Consider the following 15,842-nt stretch of genomic DNA (forward strand, 5'->3'; position numbering starts at 1 on the left):
GGCCTCATTGTCGGGCATCGGCCGTGGGCGCGGCCATGTCGTCGTCGGCGCTCTCCGCGTCCCGCCCGGCTTGGGCCGCGGGCAGGAACGCGGCGGCGAGCAGCGCCGCGACCAGGGCGGCCGCCCCGCACACCAGCAGCACGAGGGTCATGCCGTGGACGTAGGCGCCGTTCGCGGAGGCGGCGAGCTGCGCGGAGCCGGCCTTCTCCGCGATCAGATGCGCGGCGACCACCGAGTCCCCGGCGGTGCCGGCGGCGTCGGCGGGCAGTCCGGTGACGTCGAGACGGTCGCGGAAGGCGCCCGCGAGCAGGCTGCCGAGCAGTGCGACCCCGATCGCGCCGCCCACCTGCCGCAGCGTCATCAGCAGTCCGGAGCCGCTGCCGGCCCGGTCGGCGGGCAGGGTGGTGAGGGCGCCGGCCATCGCGGGGACGACGGAGAAACCGAAGCCGACCCCGACGAAGACCAGCCACAGCGCGGTGAAGCCGTAGCCGGTCTCGACCGTCGTACGGCTGCCGAGGAACGCGGCGAAGGCCATCACCACCAGGCCGGCGCTCACCGCGGCCCGGGCCCCGAACCGGTCCACGACCGGCTGGGCGGCGCGCGCGGCGACGATCAGCCCGGCCATCAGCGGCAGCAGCCGTACCCCGGTGCCGAGGGCGTCATGGCCGAGGACCGCCTGGAGGTAGGGCGGCAGCACGAACATCAGGCCGGACAGCACGAACATCACCAGCGTCGCGGCGAGGGTGTTGAACAGGAATCCGCGGTGGGCGAGCAGCCCCATGTCGAGCATCGGCCGCGCGACCCGCCGCTCCCGCACCACGAGGGCGGCGATCAGGACGGCCGAGGCGGCGAACAGGGCGAGGACCAGGGGGTCGGACCAGCCGCGGGCGGGCGCCTCGATGATCGCGTAGATCAGGGTGCCGAGGCCGGCCGCGGTGAGCGCGGTGGAGAGGGTGTCGACCCGGGGCGAGGAGGGGTCGCGGGTTTCGGGCAGCAGCAGGACGCAGGCGGCGATGCCGAGGGCGGCCATCGGGACGTTGATCAGGAAGACCGAGCCCCACCAGAAGTGGTCGAGCAGCCAGCCGCCGAGGATCGGTCCGAGCGGCAGGCCGAGCGTGGACCCGGCCGAGACGATGCCGACGGCCTTGGTGCGCTCCTCGGGCGGGAACAGCGAGGGCAGCACGGAGAGCGCGAGCGGGGTGACCAGGGCGCCTCCGACGCCCATCAGGGCGCGGGCGGCGATCACCCACGGCACGTCTCCGGCGAACGCGCCGAGCGCCGATCCGGCGAGGAAGACGCCGAGTCCGGCGACGAGCATCCGGCGCCGTCCGAACCGGTCGCCGAGCAGTCCGGCCGGGAGCATCAGGGCCGCGAAGACGACGATGTAGGCGTCCGCCATCCACTGCTGTTCGCCGGTGGTCGCCCCGAGGTCGGCGGCCATGGTCGGCAGGGCCACGTTGAGGATCGTCATGTCGAAGCCGAGCGTCAGCATGCTCGCGACCAGGGCGCCCAGGGCCCACCAGCGACGGGGGTGGGGAGCGACGGTCTCTGAAGTGAGAGTGTCCATGAAATGAAAGTAACTCTCAAAATGTAGTCTCTGTCAATCGCCAGCCCCCCTCGGTCGAGGCGCTCCAGGCTCGTCCGGGCATGAAAAAACCGGCCACGGCTGAGGAGCCGTGGCCGGGGAAAGGCTGGAAAGCGCCTATGCGTGCTGGTACGCCACCAGCGAGATGCCGACGTAGTGGACGACGAACGCGGCCAGCGTCAGCGAGTGGAAGACCTCATGGAAGCCGAACCAGCGCGGTGACGGATTCGGCCGCTTGATGCCGTAGATCACGCCGCCCGCGCTGTAGAGGAGACCGCCGACGATCACCAGGACCAGCACGGCGATACCGCCGGTGCGCATGAAGTCCGGCAGGAAGAAGACGGCCGCCCAGCCCATCGCGATGTAGCAGGGCGTGTAGAGCCAGCGCGGGGCGCCCACCCAGAACACCCGGAACGCGATGCCCGCGAGGGCCGCGCCCCAGATCCCCCACATGAGCCACTGGCCCTTGGCCTCCGGCAGGAGCAGCAGGGTGAGCGGGGTGTAGGTGCCCGCGATGATCAGGAAGATGTTGGCGTGGTCCAGGCGGCGCAGCACGCCGTCCATCCGCGGGCTCCAGTCGCCCCGGTGGTAGAGCGCGCTCACCCCGAACAGCAGGCAGGCGGTCAGTGCGTAGATTCCGCAGGCGATCCGCCCGCGGGTGGAGTCGGCCAGGGCGGTGAGCACCAGACCGGCGATGAGTGCGGCCGGGAACATGGCCAGATGCAGCCAGCCGCGGAGCTTGGGCTTGACCGGATGCGGCAGGGACAACGCGACGGGGCCGCGGCCGGCGGCCGGTGTGTCCGTGGAGGCGTCGGGGGCGGGCGCAGTCATGGGCGGCATCGTACCTACGGACCCGTAAGTTACGGATCAGGGTCGGCGGTTGAAGGGCGAAGAGTGGCCATCATCTCACGCGATCGGCTGCCGGTCCGGGTCGGGTTCCCCCAAAAGAATCTTCAGCCGAACGCCAAGCGGACGCAAAGAACGCGGGTTATGCGTGGCGATCCTCACGTCGCTCACCTGTGATGCCTTCTGGACAGATGGGCGCGAGCGTCGGATGATCAGATGAGTGCGGTCGGCACCGGATGAGCGCCGAAGATCGGGAATCGTGCAGCGTCCGGGCCGCAGCCCCCACGGGGCCTCCAACAAAAAACCCCTCATCTAGGAGCAATCGTGGCGCGCGACATCGCGGCTCCCTCCGTCCCGACCAACCACCAGGAACTGATCTCGTGGGTCGACGAGATCGCCGAACTGACCCAGCCGGACAGCGTGGTCTGGTGCGACGGATCCGAGGCCGAGTACGAGCGGCTGTGCGGCGAGCTGGTCGAGAAGGGCACCTTCCGCCGGCTCGACCCGATCAAGCGCCCGAACTCCTACTACGCCGCCTCCGACCCCACCGACGTCGCCCGCGTCGAGGACCGGACCTTCATCTGTTCCGAGAAGGAGCAGGACGCGGGCCCCACCAACCACTGGAAGGACCCCGCCGAGATGCGGGAGATCTTCGCCAGTGACAAGGGCCTGTTCCGCGGCTCGATGCGCGGCCGCACGATGTACGTCGTGCCCTTCTGCATGGGCCCGCTCGGCTCCCCGCTGTCCGCGATCGGCGTGGAGATCACCGACTCGGCGTACGTCGCCGTGTCCATGCGCACCATGACCCGCATGGGACAGCCGGTCCTGGACGAACTCGGCACCGACGGCTTCTTCGTCAAGGCCGTGCACTCCCTCGGCGCCCCGCTGGCGGAGGGCCAGGCCGACGTCCCGTGGCCGTGCAACACGACCAAGTACATCTCGCACTTCCCCGAGGACCGCGAGATCTGGTCCTACGGCTCCGGCTACGGCGGCAACGCCCTGCTCGGCAAGAAGTGCTACGCGCTGCGCATCGCCTCCGTCATGGCCCGTGACGAGGGCTGGCTCGCCGAGCACATGCTGATCCTCAAGCTCACCCCGCCGCAGGGCGAGTCGAAGTACGTCGCCGCCGCCTTCCCGTCCGCCTGCGGCAAGACCAACCTCGCCATGCTGGAGCCCACGATCTCCGGCTGGACGGTCGAGACCATCGGCGACGACATCGCCTGGATGCGCTTCGGCGAGGACGGCCGCCTCTACGCCATCAACCCCGAGGCCGGCTTCTTCGGCGTCGCGCCCGGCACCGGCGAGCACACCAACGCCAACGCCATGAAGACCCTGTGGGGCAACTCCGTCTTCACCAACGTCGCGCTCACCGACGACGGCGACATCTGGTGGGAGGGCATGACCGAGGAGACCCCCGCCCACCTCACGGACTGGAAGGGCAACGACTGGACGCCGTCCTCCGACGCCCCGGCCGCCCACCCCAACGCCCGCTTCACCGTCCCGGCCGCCCAGTGCCCGATCATCGCGCCCGAGTGGGAGGACCCCAAGGGCGTGCCGATCTCGGCGATCCTCTTCGGCGGGCGGCGCGCGAGCGCGGTCCCGCTGGTCACCGAGTCCTTCGACTGGAACCACGGCGTGTTCCTCGGCGCCAACGTGGCCTCCGAGAAGACCGCCGCCGCCGAGGGCAAGGTCGGCGAGCTGCGCCGCGACCCCTTCGCCATGCTGCCCTTCTGCGGCTACAACATGGGCGACTACATGGCGCACTGGATCGACGTGGCCAAGGACAAGGACCAGGCCAAGCTGCCGAAGATCTACTACGTCAACTGGTTCCGCAAGAACGACGAGGGCAAGTTCGTCTGGCCCGGCTTCGGCGAGAACAGCCGCGTCCTGAAGTGGATCGTGGAGCGTCTCGACGGCGCGGCCGAGGGCGTCGAGACCCCGATCGGCGTGCTGCCGACCCGGGACGCCCTGGACACCAAGGGCCTCGAACTGGCCGACGACGACCTCGACTTCCTCCTTACGGTCGACAAGGAGGTCTGGCGCGAGGAGGCCGCCCTGGTCCCCGAGCACCTCAACACCTTCGGCGACCACACCCCGAAGGAACTGTGGGACGAGTACCGCGCGCTGGTGCAGCGCCTGGGCTGAGTTCCGCAGCGAAGACTCCGCGGCCGGCACGGGATGGGTGCCCTGACCAGTGATCGTCACGGCCGGCCGCGGTGCACACCGGCGAGTCGCGTACAACGGCGTGCGCGGCCATGGGCCTGTCGTCGTCCCCCCGTCCGCCCCGACGGGGGGACGACGACGGGCCCTCGCCTATGAGACGACAGGCCCTCGCCCATGAGACGACGGGCCCTCGCCTATGAAGGGCTCCGCTATGAAGGGCTCCGCGCGGCGAACACCCAGTGCCGCAGCAGCAGGAAACGCACCGCCGTCGCGGCCCCGTTGGCCAGGATCAGGGCGCCCAGCTCCACCGTCCGCGCGTCCGACAGGGTCCGGTGCGCCAGGGCGAGCGCGCCGCCGCTGAGCGCGAGCCCGGCGGCGAAGGCCACCAGTCCCCGCAGATGCTGCCGGGCGGCGCCCCGCGTCCCCTGCACCCCGAACGTGAACCTGCGATTGGCGGCGGTGTTCGCCACGGCGGTCACCAGCAGCGCGATCAGATTGGAGAGCTGGGCGTCGAGCGCCGGCCGCAGCACGGCGTACAGGCCCAGATAGGCGACGGTGGACAGCGCGCCGACGACCGCGAAGACGGGGAGCTGACGGGCGACCCCTTCGCGACGGGGCGCGGGTGTCTCGACGGGCCGGGCCATCCCCGTACCGTACCGTAAGTGAGCAAATCTCACCGTGTGTAGGCAAGTTGGGCGGCCTGGGTGACGGTGCGCCCGTCCCTTCCCGGGGAGGCATGGCGCCCGGTCCGCGCGTCGCTGCGGGTGCACGCGGACCGGGGCCGTTCGGGGGGCCCGGGGGGTCCGGGACCCTGGGAGGTTCAGGTACCCAGGGGACCGGAGACCCTCGGGGAGGGGTCAGCCGGCGGTGGCCGTCAGCTCGGACCCGGCCTCGGCCAGCGCGGCGGCGTGCGCGTCCATGCGCTGGGCCGCCAGGATCGCCGCCGCCGTGTCCGCGCGGGACGCGGCGACGAGCAGGGCGCGTCCCGCGAGGGAGTGCGCCCGTTCGTGCAGGGCCACCACGGGTGCCCCGGGGCTGTCGGAAGCCACGGCGCGGACCGGCGTCCGTCCTCCCCGCAACCGGCTGACCTGCTGCGCGAGCCGTGCGGCCGCGTTGTCCAGATCGGCGGACGGGGCCGGTGCACGCAGCTCGTCGGTGACGGCGAGCAGCGCCGCGAGGTGACCGGCGAGCTGGATGTCCAGCTCCTCCTCGCGGGTGCGGTGGGGGAAGTCGGCGGAGCTGCCGGCCATCGTGCTGTGGACCGACTTGGTGCGGATCGGCTCGTACATGAGGATGGCCTCCTGTGCTCTGACAGGAAGCCATCCTAGCTTGGATTTCGTCTAAAGTTGAGTCGTTGACAGAAGTGGACCACTGCTTCACGCAGGGTGACGGCGAGGGTGTCGGGTCGGGCCTCAGGGCTGGCCGTAGCCGTCCAGGAAGCGGGCGATGCGGCCCATCGCGTCCCGCAGGTCCGTCGTCGTCGGCAGGGTCACCACCCGGAAGTGGTCCGGCTCGGGCCAGTTGAAGCCGGTGCCCTGGACGACCATGATCTTCTCCTGCCGCAGCAGGTCCAGGACCATCTGCCGGTCGTCCTTGACCTTGAACACCGTCGGGTCCAGGCGCGGGAAGAGATACAGCGCCCCCTTCGGCCGCACGCACGTCACCCCGGGGATCTGCGTGAGCAGCTCGTAGGCCGTGTCCATCTGCTCCTTGAGCCGTCCGCCGGGCAGCACCAGGTCGTTCACGGACTGCCGCCCGGTGAGGGCGGCCACCACGCCGTGCTGGCCCGGCATGTTGGCGCACAGCCGCATGTTCGCCAGGATCGTCAGACCCTCGATGTAGGAGTCGGCGTGCGCGCGCGGACCGGAGATCGACATCCAGCCGACCCGGTAACCGGCCACCCGGTACGCCTTCGACATGCCGTTGAAGGTGAGGGTGAGCAGGTCGGGGGCGATCTTCGCGGTCGGGGTGTGGGTGGCGCCGTCGTAGAGGATCTTGTCGTAGATCTCGTCGGAGCAGACCAGCAGGTTGTGGCGGCGGGCGATGTCCGTCAGGCCCCGGATCATGGCCTCGTCGTAGACGGCGCCGGTCGGGTTGTTGGGGTTGATGATGACGAGCGCCTTGGTGCGGTCGGTGACCTTGCGCTCGATGTCGGCGAGGTCCGGCATCCAGTCGGACTGCTCGTCGCAGCGGTAGTGCACGGCCGTGCCGCCGGACAGTGACACGGCGGCCGTCCACAGCGGGTAGTCGGGGGCCGGGACCAGCACCTCGTCGCCGTCGTCCAGCAGGCCCTGCATGGCCATCACGATCAGCTCGGAGACGCCGTTGCCGATGAAGACGTGCTCGACGTCCGTCTCGATACCGAGGGTCTGGTTGTGCATGACGACCGCCCGGCGCGCGGCCAGCAGGCCCTTGGCGTCGCCGTAGCCGTGCGCCGAGGAGACGTTGCGGAGGATGTCCTCCAGGATCTCCGGCGGGCACTCGAACCCGAACGCCGCCGGGTTGCCGGTGTTGAGCTTGAGGATGCGGTGGCCCGCCGCCTCCAGACGCATCGCCTCCTCGAGAACCGGACCCCGGATCTCGTAACAGACGTTGGCGAGCTTCGTCGACTGGATCACCTGCATGTCTGGGAGCTTACGGTGCGGTAACGCCCGCCGGGGCGTGTTTTCCACCACGTGAGACGCGCACTTTAGGGGGATTTTTCCCGGGGCGCTCCCGGCCGGAAATGACTCCTTGCCCACGCCCCCCTCTGTAATCAGAATGCACATGACAATTCAGCGGGCGGCCGGCGGATCCCGGTCGCCCCGTCGTGCAGAGGGGACCCCCACATGAGAAAGCCTCTCGTCGCCGCGCTCATCGCCCTGGCCATAGCCGGGGCGGGCGCGGCACCCGCGAGCGCCAGTGCCGCCGAGACCAAGGCCGCCGACACCAAGGCCGCAGCCCCCACGCTCCAGGCCGTCACCCTCGCCGGGACCGTCGCGCTCAGCAACTGTTCCGGCTCGGTCGTCCGCTTCCCGAACTCCCTGGACACCGACCCCGCGCTGGTGCTCAGCAACGGCCACTGTCTGACCTCCGGCTTCCCGGAGCCCGGCGAGGTCATCACCAACCAGTCCTCCACCCGCACCTTCGGACTGCTCAACTCCTCCGGCACCCGGGTCGCGACCCTGCGCGCCTCCAAGCTCGCCTACGCGACGATGACCGACACGGACGTCTCGATCTACCAGCTCACCAGCAGCTACGCGACGATCCGCAACAGCTACGGCATCTCCGCGCTGACCGTGCAGGACACGCACCCGGCCGCCGGCACCGCCATCACCGTGGCGTCCGGCTACTGGAAGCGGCTCTACAACTGCAATATCGACGGCTTCGTGTACCGCATCAAGGAGGGCGACTGGACCTGGAAGGACTCGGTCCGCTACACCTCCGCCTGCCAGACCATCGGCGGCACCTCCGGCTCCCCGGTGGTCGACCAGGCCACCGGCAAGGTCGTCGCCGTCAACAACACCGGCAACGAGGACGGCCAGTCCTGCACGGTGAACAACCCCTGCGAGGTCGACACCGCCGGCAACGTCACCGTCCGCAAGGGCATCAACTACGCCCAGCAGACCTATCTGATCCCGGCCTGCTTCACCACCGGCAACCAGCTCAACCTGAACGCGGCCGGCTGCGCCCTGCCCAAGCCGTAGGCGCCGCGCGCGGGGCGTTCCGTCACATGGGACTGCGACGGACCGCCCGCCCCGCCAGGACGTCCGTGCGCCGGCCGTCCTCGATGACGAAACGGCCGTCGATCAGGACGTGCGGGATGCCGGTCGGCAGGGCGCGGGGGTGGTCGTAGGTCGCGCCCGCCGCCACCGTCGCCGGGTCGAACAGGACCAGGTCGGCGCGGTAACCCTCGCGGACCAGGCCCCGGTCCGGCAGGCGCAGACGGGCCGCCGGGCGGCCGGTCAGATGGGCGACGCACTCCTCCAGCGACAGGACGCCCGCCTCCCGTACGTACTCCCCGAGGTAGCGCGGGAAGGTGCCGTACGCGCGCGGGTGCGGTTTCGCGCCCTGGAGGATGCCGTCCGAACCGCCCGTGTGGACCCGGTGCCGCATGATCGTGCGGACGTTGTCCTCATGGCCGACGTGCTGGAGGATCGCCGGGCCGAGCCGGTCCGCGAGGAGCAGTGCGCGGGCCGTCTGCCAGGGGCTCTCGCCGCGCAGCGCCGCCGACCGGGCGACCGTACGGCCCACGAAGTCGCCCAGGGCCGGGTCCGTCACGCCCGAGATCTCGATGGTCTCCCAGTCGACCGGTACACCGTGGCAGCCGTCGGAGCCGGTCACCTCCAGATCGTGGCGGACGCGCTCGGCGGTCTCGTCGTCCGCGAGGCGGCGCAGGATCTCCGCCGGGCCGCCCTCGCCCGCCCAGCTCGGCAGCAGCGCCGCGAGGGTGGTGCAGCCCGCGGTGTACGGATAGGTGTCCAGGGTGATGTCGGCGCCCGCGTCCAGCGCCTCGTCCAGCAGCGCCACCAGCTCCGGCGCCCGGCCCTCGTTCACCCCGAAGTTCATGGTGGCGTGGGCCAGATGGAGCGCACAGCCCGCCTCACGGGTCAGCGCCACCATCTCCGCGTACGCCTCCAGGGCACCCGCGCCGTAGGAGCGGTGGTGGGGGCAGTAGTAGCCGCCGTACCGCGCCACCACCCGGCACAGTTCGGTGAGTTCGGTGTCCGGCGCGTACATCCCCGGGGTGTAGGTCAGCCCGGACGACAGCCCGACCGCGCCCTGTTCCATGCCCTCGGCCACCAACTGCCGCATCCGGTCCAGCTCCCGGTCCGTGGCCGGGCGGTCCGTCCAGCCGACGACCAGCGCCCGCAGGGTGCCCTGCGGGATCAGATAGGCCGCGTTGACCGCGATGCCCCGGTCCAGCCGGTCCAGGTACTCGCCCACCGACCGCCAGTCGAAGTCGATGTCGTCGCCGTGGCCGTTCCACCCCGTGACGGCCCGCCGGACCCCTTCGAGCGTGGCGTCGTCCACCGGCGCGTACGACAGCCCGTCCTGGCCCAGGACCTCCAGGGTCACGCCCTGCGCGGCCTTCGCGCTGTGGTCCGGGTCGCGCAGCAGCGCCAGATCGCTGTGGGCGTGCATGTCGATGAAGCCGGGGGCCAGGACCAGCCCCTCCGCGTCCAGCTCGCGCACCGCCTTGGGACGCTGGCAGCCCGCGGCCGCCGCCTCCTTGACGATCGACACGATCCGGCCGCCGTCGATGACGACGTCGGCACGGTAGGAGTCCGCGCCGCTGCCGTCGACGACGTCCGCGTCCCGGACGACGAGATCTTCCATACCGGCCTCCCGCTCGGAGATACGTGCGGATCAGAGGAACGTGCGGATCATAAGGACGCGCGGGTCAGAAGAACGTGCGGATCAGAAGAACGTGCGGACGTACTCGACGACCGTGCCGTCCGCCTCGGCCACCGGGATCAGCGGCCACTTGTCGAACGACGTGCACGGATGGGACAGGCCCAGGCCCACCCAGTCGCCCACCTCCAGATCCGCCTCGGGCAGGGTGCGCAGCCAGGCGTGCTGGTCGGACAGGGCGGTCACCGACACCCCGGTGGCCGGGTGCTCCGCGCCGTCGCGCCGCACCACCTGGGCGAAGGGGAGGTCCAGGTCGTAGGCGGCGTCGCGCTTGCCCGCGTTGACGAACGCCTGCTCCGGGCTGGGGCGGGAGACCACCTGGGTCCACAGCCGGAAGGCCGGCTCCAGGGCCCCTTCCTCCGGCACCCGGTTGAACGGGGTCAGCCTGCGGTAGTGCCCGTCGTCGTGCGAGACGTACGCGCCCGAGCGCAGCAGCTTCAGCACCGGCCGGGAGAGCCCGGGGATCTCCGCGAAGACATCGGCGACCGCGTCGAACCAGGCGGAGCCGCCCGCGCTGACCACGATCTCGTCCAGGCCGTCGAACCGCCCCGCCTTGTCGAAGTTCACGGCGAGCGCCACCAGCCGGCGCAGCCAGGCGTGCACCCGCTCCGGGTCCGCCCCCGGCACCTCGCCCTCGTACCCGGCGACCCCGGTCAGCCGCAGCGTCGGCACGGCGGCCACCGCGTCCGCGACGGCCGCGCACTCCTCCTCGGTGCGCACCCCGGTGCGCGCCCCCTCGCCCGCGGCCAGTTCCACGACCACGTCCACCGGCCGCCCCGCCCCGCGCAGCGCGGCGTCCATCAGCTCCACCCCGCGCACGGAGTCGACGTAACAGACGAGCCGGAACTCCGGGTCGCGGTCCTGCTCGGCGGCGATCCACCGCAGGGCCGCCGGGTCCACCAGCTCGTTGGCGAGGAAGACCCGCGCGACGCCGAACGCCCGTGCCACCCGCACCTGATGCGGTACGGCGAGCGTGATGCCCCAGGCGCCCCGGTCGATCTGCCGCTGGAAGAGCTGCGGGGCCATGGAGGTCTTGCCGTGCGGGGCGAAGGCCAGCCCGTGCCGGTCCGCGTACGTCTCCATGAGCCGCAGGTTGTGCTCAAGGCGTTCGGCGGAGAGCGCGAGGACGGGCGTGGCGAAGCCGCCGGTGAAGAGGTTGCGGCGCTGCGCGGTCAGCTCGCCGACCGTCAGGCCGTCGGCGTCCGGGGGGAGGCCCTTGAAGCGGTGGTCGACGCGTTCCTCGGCGAGTCGGGCGAGCGCCTCGGTGCTCATGGAACCTCCTGATCAGGAGCGTTGCGCTGAATGCAACGTCCATTGCGTATATCGCTTGCTGCTGTCTAACATCTCGCCCGACGCGGGGTCAACGACCCGCCCGAGGCTGGGAGCTACGACGATCGTGACCGACACCGGACCGCGCAACGCCCCCGGCGCCATGGAGGCCGTCGATGTCGTCGCGCTCGGCGAGTCCATGGTCACCTTCGTGCCGACGGGCCCCGGCCGCCTCGCCGACGTGGGCCACTTCGCGCGCGGCATCGGCGGCGCCGAGTCCAACGTGGTGTGCGCGCTCGCGGCGGCCGGCCACACGGCCCGCTGGGTGAGCCGGGTCGGCGCGGACGCCTTCGGCGACCACCTCGTGACGGCGATCGGCGCCCACGGCGTCGACGTCGCGTCGGTACGGCGGGACCCGGCGCGTCCGACGGGCGTGTACTTCCGTACGGCGGACGACCGGTCGACGGCCGCGCACGAGGTGGCCTACTACCGGGCGGGTTCGGCGGCCTCGGCGATGACCGTGGACTCGGTGGACCTGACGGCGGCCCGCGCCGGACGGATCCTCCACCTGTCCGGGATCACGGCGGCCCTGTCGCGCGGCTGCGCGGACCTGCTGCGCGAACTGCTGCGCCCCGGCCCCGACCGCCCGCTGATCAGCTTCGACGTCAACCACCGGCCGGGCCTGTGGCGCGACGGCGACGCCGGACACGTCCTCCTCGAACTGGCCCGCGCCGCCGACCTCGTCTTCGTGGGCGAGGACGAGGCGGCCCAGGCGTGGGGCGTGCGGGCCGGCGACCCCGGGGCGATCCGGGACCTGCTGCCCGAGCCGGAGACGCTGGTGGTGAAGGACGGCGGACGAGGAGCGAGGGTCTTCGGGCCCGACCGCGCGGCCGCTGTCTTCGCACCCGCCCTCGCCGTCGACGTCGTGTCCACCACCGGCGCCGGGGACGCCTTCGCCGCCGGGTTCCTCTCCGCCACCCTGCGCGGACTCGGCGCACGCGAACGCCTGCGCCACGGCCATCTCACCGCCGCCGCGGCCCTCACCACCCCCGGCGACACGGCCGTACCCCCGACCCGCGGCCACGCCGACCGGCTCGCCGCCCTCGACGACCACGCGTGGGGGAGACTTCGACTCGGCCCCGGCTGGACGGAGGCCCCGGCCGCACCGCAGGAGGTACCCGCCCCATGAGCCAGACCGTCGACCGCGCCCTGAGCATCCTGCCGCTGCTCGCCGAGGGCCCCGCCGACCTCGGCCGGGTCGCCGACCGGCTCGGCGTCCACAAGTCGACGGCCCTGCGGCTGCTGCGCACCCTGCACGAACACGGCCTGGTCTACCGCCAGTCCGACCAGCGCTACCGCCTCGGGGCCCGCCTCTTCGCCCTCGCCCAGGAGGCGATGGAGAACCTCGACATCCGCGAGATCGCCCACCCGCACCTGGTCCGGCTCAACGAGCGGTGCGGACACACCGTCCACCTCGCCGTGCACGAGGAGGGCGAAGTGCTCTACATCGACAAGGTGGAGAGCCGCTACCCGGTGCGGATGTACTCCCGTATCGGCAAGCCCGTCGCCATCACCGTCGCCGCCGTCGCCAAGCTGCTCCTCGCCGATCTGCCCGAGGCCGAACGGCGGGCGGTCGCCGAGCAGCTCGACTACCCGCTCTACACGGCCCGCTCCACCCCCGACGCGGCCGCTTTCCTACGGGAGTTGGAGAAGGTCCGCGCCCAGGGCTGGGCCACCGACCTCGGCGGCCACGAGGAGTCCATCAACTGCGTCGCCGCCCCCGTCCGGGGCGCCGACGGCCGGGTGGTCGCCGCGATGTCGGTCTCCGCGCCGAACGTCGTCGTCACCGTCGACGAACTCCTCACCCTGCTTCCGCTGGTGCGCCGTACGGCGGACACCATCAGCGGCGAGTACTCCGGCAGAACCCCAGCGAAGGACACGTCCCGATGACCGAGAAGACCGCCCTCACCCCGAAGACCCACACCACCCCGCCCGCGCAGTTCTCGCACGGCGTGCGCAAGGGCAACATCCTCCAGGTCGCCGGTCAGGTCGGCTTCCTGCCCGCGGTCGAGGGGCAGCCCCCGACGCCCGCCGGTCCCACCCTGCGCGAGCAGACCCTCCAGACCCTCGCCAACGTCAAGGCGATCCTCGAAGAGGGCGGCGCCTCCTGGGACGACGTGATGATGATCCGCGTCTACCTCACGGACGTCGACCACTTCGCCGAGATGAACGCGCTCTACAACGCCTACTTCGAGGAGCAGCGGCTCACCGCCCCGCCCGCCGCCCGCACCACGGTCTACGTCGGCCTGCCCGCGGGGCTGCTCATCGAGATCGACGCGCTGGCGGTCCTCGGCTAGCACTCGGCTGGTCCGCCGGGTCCGGTGACGGTGTCTCAGCGGGGTGACGGGCCCGATCGTGTAGGCGTCTCATAACGAAGTCGGGGCCGACTGTGTCCGGCACAGGAACTTCGACCATACTGCCCGCTGTGGAGCAGCGCATAGGTTCGAGCAGCCAGCCCCTGAAGGGCGCCGGATTCGACCCGGCATTCATCCCCGGGCTCACGTCGCCCGTGACCGCGAAGCCGGCGGACGACGACACGTCACCGGCCGACGGCGTGACGGAGGCCGAGGACGCCGAGGAGTCGCCCGTGGAGGCGGAGGCGGAGGCCGTGGCGGAGACGACGGTCCCCGCCGAGGACGAGACGCCCGACGGTCCCGTCTTCGAGGCGTCCGACCGCCGCGCGCGGATCACCGCCGACGCCCGCGGCGTCCGGCTCCGCCTCGACGAGGAGGCGTGCGAGTTCCGCTGGGACGAGATCGGCGCCGTGGAGACGGAGACACCGCGGTTCGGCAAGCGGTTCACCGTCACGGTGCACACCCCTGACCGCCGCTGGTACCCGATCGAGGTCGAGGCGACGGCCAGGAGCCGCTTCCAGGAGTGGGAGGACCAGCTCGACGCGGTCCTCGACGCCTACTTCGAGGAAGGCGACGCCGAGGACACGGACGTCAAGGAGAAGGACGCCGACGCCGAGGACTAGGCGCTACGCGCAGTACTGCGCCTGCTTTCCGATGGACCGGTACATGCAGTCCGCGTTCTCCAGGAGTTGCAGCACCGCGTCCTTGTTGCGGGAGGTCTCCCGCTCGATGACCTCGTCGGGCGGGTAGAACCCGCCCCCGGCCGCCGAGCCCGGGTACATCTCGAAGGTGTACGAGAAGATCTTGTGCGTGCCCCAGAGGTAGTCGTCGATCGACCCGTCGGTGATGTACAGGTCGCTCGCCTGCTCCGGGGTGTAGCCGTTGCTCGCGGCCATCGAGCGGCCGACCGTGGCGAACGCGTTGCGGTCGTCGGCGGTCATCCCGGTCGTGGTGTCGGCGGTGGTGTACCCGAAGGGCCACAGCACCAGTTGGCTGTAGGTGTGGAAGTCGATCCCGGCGGTGATCTGCTGCTTGCCGCCCACGACCCGGCTGCGCACGAAGTCGGCGACGACCTTCACCTCGGGCGCGGACTCGGCGGCCGCGCCCCGGTAGGTCTCGGACGACGTCGAGCCGGAGGAGCCGCCGCAGCAGCCCCAGCGGTAGGCCCAGTTGCGGTTGAGGTCCGTACCGACGTACGAGGAACCGGAGTTGGGCTGGCGGTTCTTGCGCCAGGAGCGGTAGGAGCCGGTGGCGATGTCGTACTCGCCGCCGTCCGGGTTGAGGTCCGGGACGACCCAGATCTCACGGCCGTTCACCATGTTCGTGACGCGGCTGTCGGTGCCGTAGCCCGCGCCCAGTTCGCGCAGCAGGTAGAGGGCCATCTCCACGGTGAGGTGCTCGCGGGCGTGCTGGTGGTGGGTGAACAGCACCTCGGGCTCGGCCTCGTCGGTGCCGACGTTGTCGCTGATCTTGACGGCGACGATGTCGCGGCCCTGGTAGGACTTGCCGATCACGCGCTTGCTCATGATCGTCGGGTAGGCGGCGATGCGCTGGTCGATCTCGGCCGTCATCTCCGCGTAGTTGTGGTAACGGGAGTCGGCGGACGGGAAGTCGAAGAGCCGTACCTCGTCCTCGGCGACGCGGTTCGGCGCGGAGCCCACGAGGGAGACCTCGTAGCCCTGGGCGCGCAGCTTCTTGATCTGGTCGGCGCGGCCGGAGACGACGACGGTCTCCGAGTCGGCCTCGTCGACGCTCACCCCGGCGGCGGCGATCGCCGTGCGCATCTGGGGCGTGCTGTGGTGGACGTGGATCTCGTACTGCCGGATGTCGTCGGCGGAGGCGGCCGGCTTGGGGGCGCCGTTCGCCGCCGCGTCGGTGGCCGTGGCCGTGAGGGGTGCCGCGAGGGCGAGGGCCAGCAGGGCGGCGAGGGCGGCGGGCCTCCTGCCGCCGCGGGCGCGGGTGGCGCCGGAGCCTGAGCCGCGGATGCGGAGTCGCATGAGATCTCCTTGTGGGGAGGGAAGTGTGGGGGGTCGTGCTGCTTCCGTGCGACGTGCTGTGCGCTTGCTGTGCGGCGGTACGGGTGCCGCTCATCGTGAGCGCATGGCATGTGCAGGTCAATAGACGGCAAGGAGTCGCGCTGGCCTGAATCATGCGGAAAGAGGGCCGCGCAG

14 protein-coding genes are annotated in these 15,842 nt (G+C 71.3%); 6 read left to right on the top strand and 8 right to left on the bottom strand.

Annotated features, from left to right (window positions below; translation table 11 throughout):
* Window positions 1-4 precede the first annotated feature (4 nt).
* Both AFM16_RS24800 and trhA read right to left on the bottom strand, forming a co-directional pair.
* Window positions 5-1,567: a DHA2 family efflux MFS transporter permease subunit gene (locus tag AFM16_RS24800; RefSeq protein ID WP_078634657.1), complete on the bottom strand. Its 1,563-nt coding sequence runs from the start codon at window positions 1,565-1,567 to the stop codon at window positions 5-7.
* Between the two features lie 135 nt (window positions 1,568-1,702).
* Entirely contained in the window at window positions 1,703-2,416 is a 714-nt protein-coding gene (trhA, locus tag AFM16_RS24805; protein ID WP_078634658.1) for a PAQR family membrane homeostasis protein TrhA, read from the bottom strand.
* Window positions 2,417-2,755: 339 nt separating this feature from the next.
* Between trhA and AFM16_RS24810 the strand changes: the two genes are divergently transcribed.
* A complete protein-coding gene (locus AFM16_RS24810; RefSeq protein ID WP_078634659.1) occupies window positions 2,756-4,576 on the top strand; it encodes a phosphoenolpyruvate carboxykinase (GTP) in 1,821 nt (606 codons plus the stop codon).
* A 227-nt stretch (window positions 4,577-4,803) separates the two neighbouring features.
* Here the strand turns inward: AFM16_RS24810 and AFM16_RS24815 are convergent, their stop codons facing one another.
* From AFM16_RS24815 to AFM16_RS24825, 3 genes are all read right to left on the bottom strand, one after another.
* Window positions 4,804-5,238 (bottom strand): GtrA family protein, encoded by a 435-nt coding sequence (locus AFM16_RS24815; protein WP_030783563.1) that lies wholly within the window; start codon window positions 5,236-5,238, stop codon window positions 4,804-4,806.
* Window positions 5,239-5,451: 213 nt separating this feature from the next.
* Entirely contained in the window at window positions 5,452-5,883 is a 432-nt protein-coding gene (locus AFM16_RS24820) for an SCO4983 family protein (protein ID WP_030783566.1), read from the bottom strand.
* A 123-nt stretch (window positions 5,884-6,006) separates the two neighbouring features.
* Complete coding sequence (locus tag AFM16_RS24825; protein WP_030783569.1) at window positions 6,007-7,218, bottom strand: pyridoxal phosphate-dependent aminotransferase; 1,212 nt, start codon at window positions 7,216-7,218, stop codon at window positions 6,007-6,009.
* A gap of 204 nt (window positions 7,219-7,422) precedes the next feature.
* Between AFM16_RS24825 and AFM16_RS24830 the strand changes: the two genes are divergently transcribed.
* Entirely contained in the window at window positions 7,423-8,280 is an 858-nt protein-coding gene (locus tag AFM16_RS24830; protein ID WP_078634660.1) for a S1 family peptidase, read from the top strand.
* A 22-nt stretch (window positions 8,281-8,302) separates the two neighbouring features.
* Here AFM16_RS24830 and AFM16_RS24835 read toward each other — a convergent pair whose 3' ends face one another.
* Together AFM16_RS24835 and AFM16_RS24840 are read right to left on the bottom strand one after the other, a co-directional pair.
* Window positions 8,303-9,913, bottom strand: coding sequence for an N-acyl-D-amino-acid deacylase family protein (locus AFM16_RS24835; RefSeq protein WP_078634661.1), 1,611 nt, complete (start codon window positions 9,911-9,913; stop codon window positions 8,303-8,305).
* An 81-nt stretch (window positions 9,914-9,994) separates the two neighbouring features.
* On the bottom strand, window positions 9,995-11,260 hold the full coding sequence (locus AFM16_RS24840; protein ID WP_078634662.1) for an amino acid deaminase: 1,266 nt from the start codon (window positions 11,258-11,260) through the stop codon (window positions 9,995-9,997).
* 124 nt (window positions 11,261-11,384) lie between these two features.
* Between AFM16_RS24840 and AFM16_RS24845 the strand changes: the two genes are divergently transcribed.
* The 4 genes from AFM16_RS24845 to AFM16_RS24860 all read left to right on the top strand — a co-directional run bounded on the left by AFM16_RS24845 (window position 11,385) and on the right by AFM16_RS24860 (window position 14,294).
* Complete coding sequence (locus tag AFM16_RS24845; protein ID WP_245177791.1) at window positions 11,385-12,446, top strand: sugar kinase; 1,062 nt, start codon at window positions 11,385-11,387, stop codon at window positions 12,444-12,446.
* The gene (locus tag AFM16_RS24850) at window positions 12,443-13,207 is read left to right on the top strand and encodes an IclR family transcriptional regulator (RefSeq protein WP_030783583.1); all 765 of its coding nucleotides are present in this window, start codon (window positions 12,443-12,445) and stop codon (window positions 13,205-13,207) included. The genes AFM16_RS24845 and AFM16_RS24850 overlap by 4 nt, the downstream gene beginning before the upstream one ends.
* Entirely contained in the window at window positions 13,204-13,614 is a 411-nt protein-coding gene (locus tag AFM16_RS24855; protein WP_030783586.1) for a RidA family protein, read from the top strand. Before AFM16_RS24850 ends, AFM16_RS24855 begins: the two co-directional genes overlap by 4 nt.
* A gap of 128 nt (window positions 13,615-13,742) precedes the next feature.
* The gene (locus AFM16_RS24860; RefSeq protein WP_078634664.1) at window positions 13,743-14,294 is read left to right on the top strand and encodes a hypothetical protein; all 552 of its coding nucleotides are present in this window, start codon (window positions 13,743-13,745) and stop codon (window positions 14,292-14,294) included.
* A gap of 3 nt (window positions 14,295-14,297) precedes the next feature.
* On the opposite strand, the gene AFM16_RS24865 is transcribed toward AFM16_RS24860, so the two are convergent.
* Window positions 14,298-15,668, bottom strand: a complete 1,371-nt coding sequence (locus tag AFM16_RS24865; protein ID WP_078634665.1) for a M14 family metallopeptidase — start codon at window positions 15,666-15,668, stop codon at window positions 14,298-14,300.
* Window positions 15,669-15,842 lie beyond the last annotated feature (174 nt).

Origin of the sequence: Streptomyces antibioticus (assembly GCF_002019855.1) — a bacterium.
GTDB lineage: Bacteria > Actinomycetota > Actinomycetes > Streptomycetales > Streptomycetaceae > Streptomyces > Streptomyces antibioticus_B.

Coding starts and splice junctions, on each gene's coding strand:
- AFM16_RS24830 (WP_078634660.1), top strand. CDS start 7,423: ATGAGAAAGCCTCTCGTCGCCGCGCTCATCGCCCTGGCCATAGCCGGG.
- trhA (WP_078634658.1), bottom strand. CDS start 2,416: ATGACTGCGCCCGCCCCCGACGCCTCCACGGACACACCGGCCGCCGGC.
- AFM16_RS24850 (WP_030783583.1), top strand. CDS start 12,443: ATGAGCCAGACCGTCGACCGCGCCCTGAGCATCCTGCCGCTGCTCGCC.
- AFM16_RS24825 (WP_030783569.1), bottom strand. CDS start 7,218: ATGCAGGTGATCCAGTCGACGAAGCTCGCCAACGTCTGTTACGAGATC.
- AFM16_RS24835 (WP_078634661.1), bottom strand. CDS start 9,913: ATGGAAGATCTCGTCGTCCGGGACGCGGACGTCGTCGACGGCAGCGGC.
- AFM16_RS24855 (WP_030783586.1), top strand. CDS start 13,204: ATGACCGAGAAGACCGCCCTCACCCCGAAGACCCACACCACCCCGCCC.
- AFM16_RS24815 (WP_030783563.1), bottom strand. CDS start 5,238: ATGGCCCGGCCCGTCGAGACACCCGCGCCCCGTCGCGAAGGGGTCGCC.
- AFM16_RS24865 (WP_078634665.1), bottom strand. CDS start 15,668: ATGCGACTCCGCATCCGCGGCTCAGGCTCCGGCGCCACCCGCGCCCGC.
- AFM16_RS24840 (WP_078634662.1), bottom strand. CDS start 11,260: ATGAGCACCGAGGCGCTCGCCCGACTCGCCGAGGAACGCGTCGACCAC.
- AFM16_RS24800 (WP_078634657.1), bottom strand. CDS start 1,567: ATGGACACTCTCACTTCAGAGACCGTCGCTCCCCACCCCCGTCGCTGG.
- AFM16_RS24820 (WP_030783566.1), bottom strand. CDS start 5,883: ATGTACGAGCCGATCCGCACCAAGTCGGTCCACAGCACGATGGCCGGC.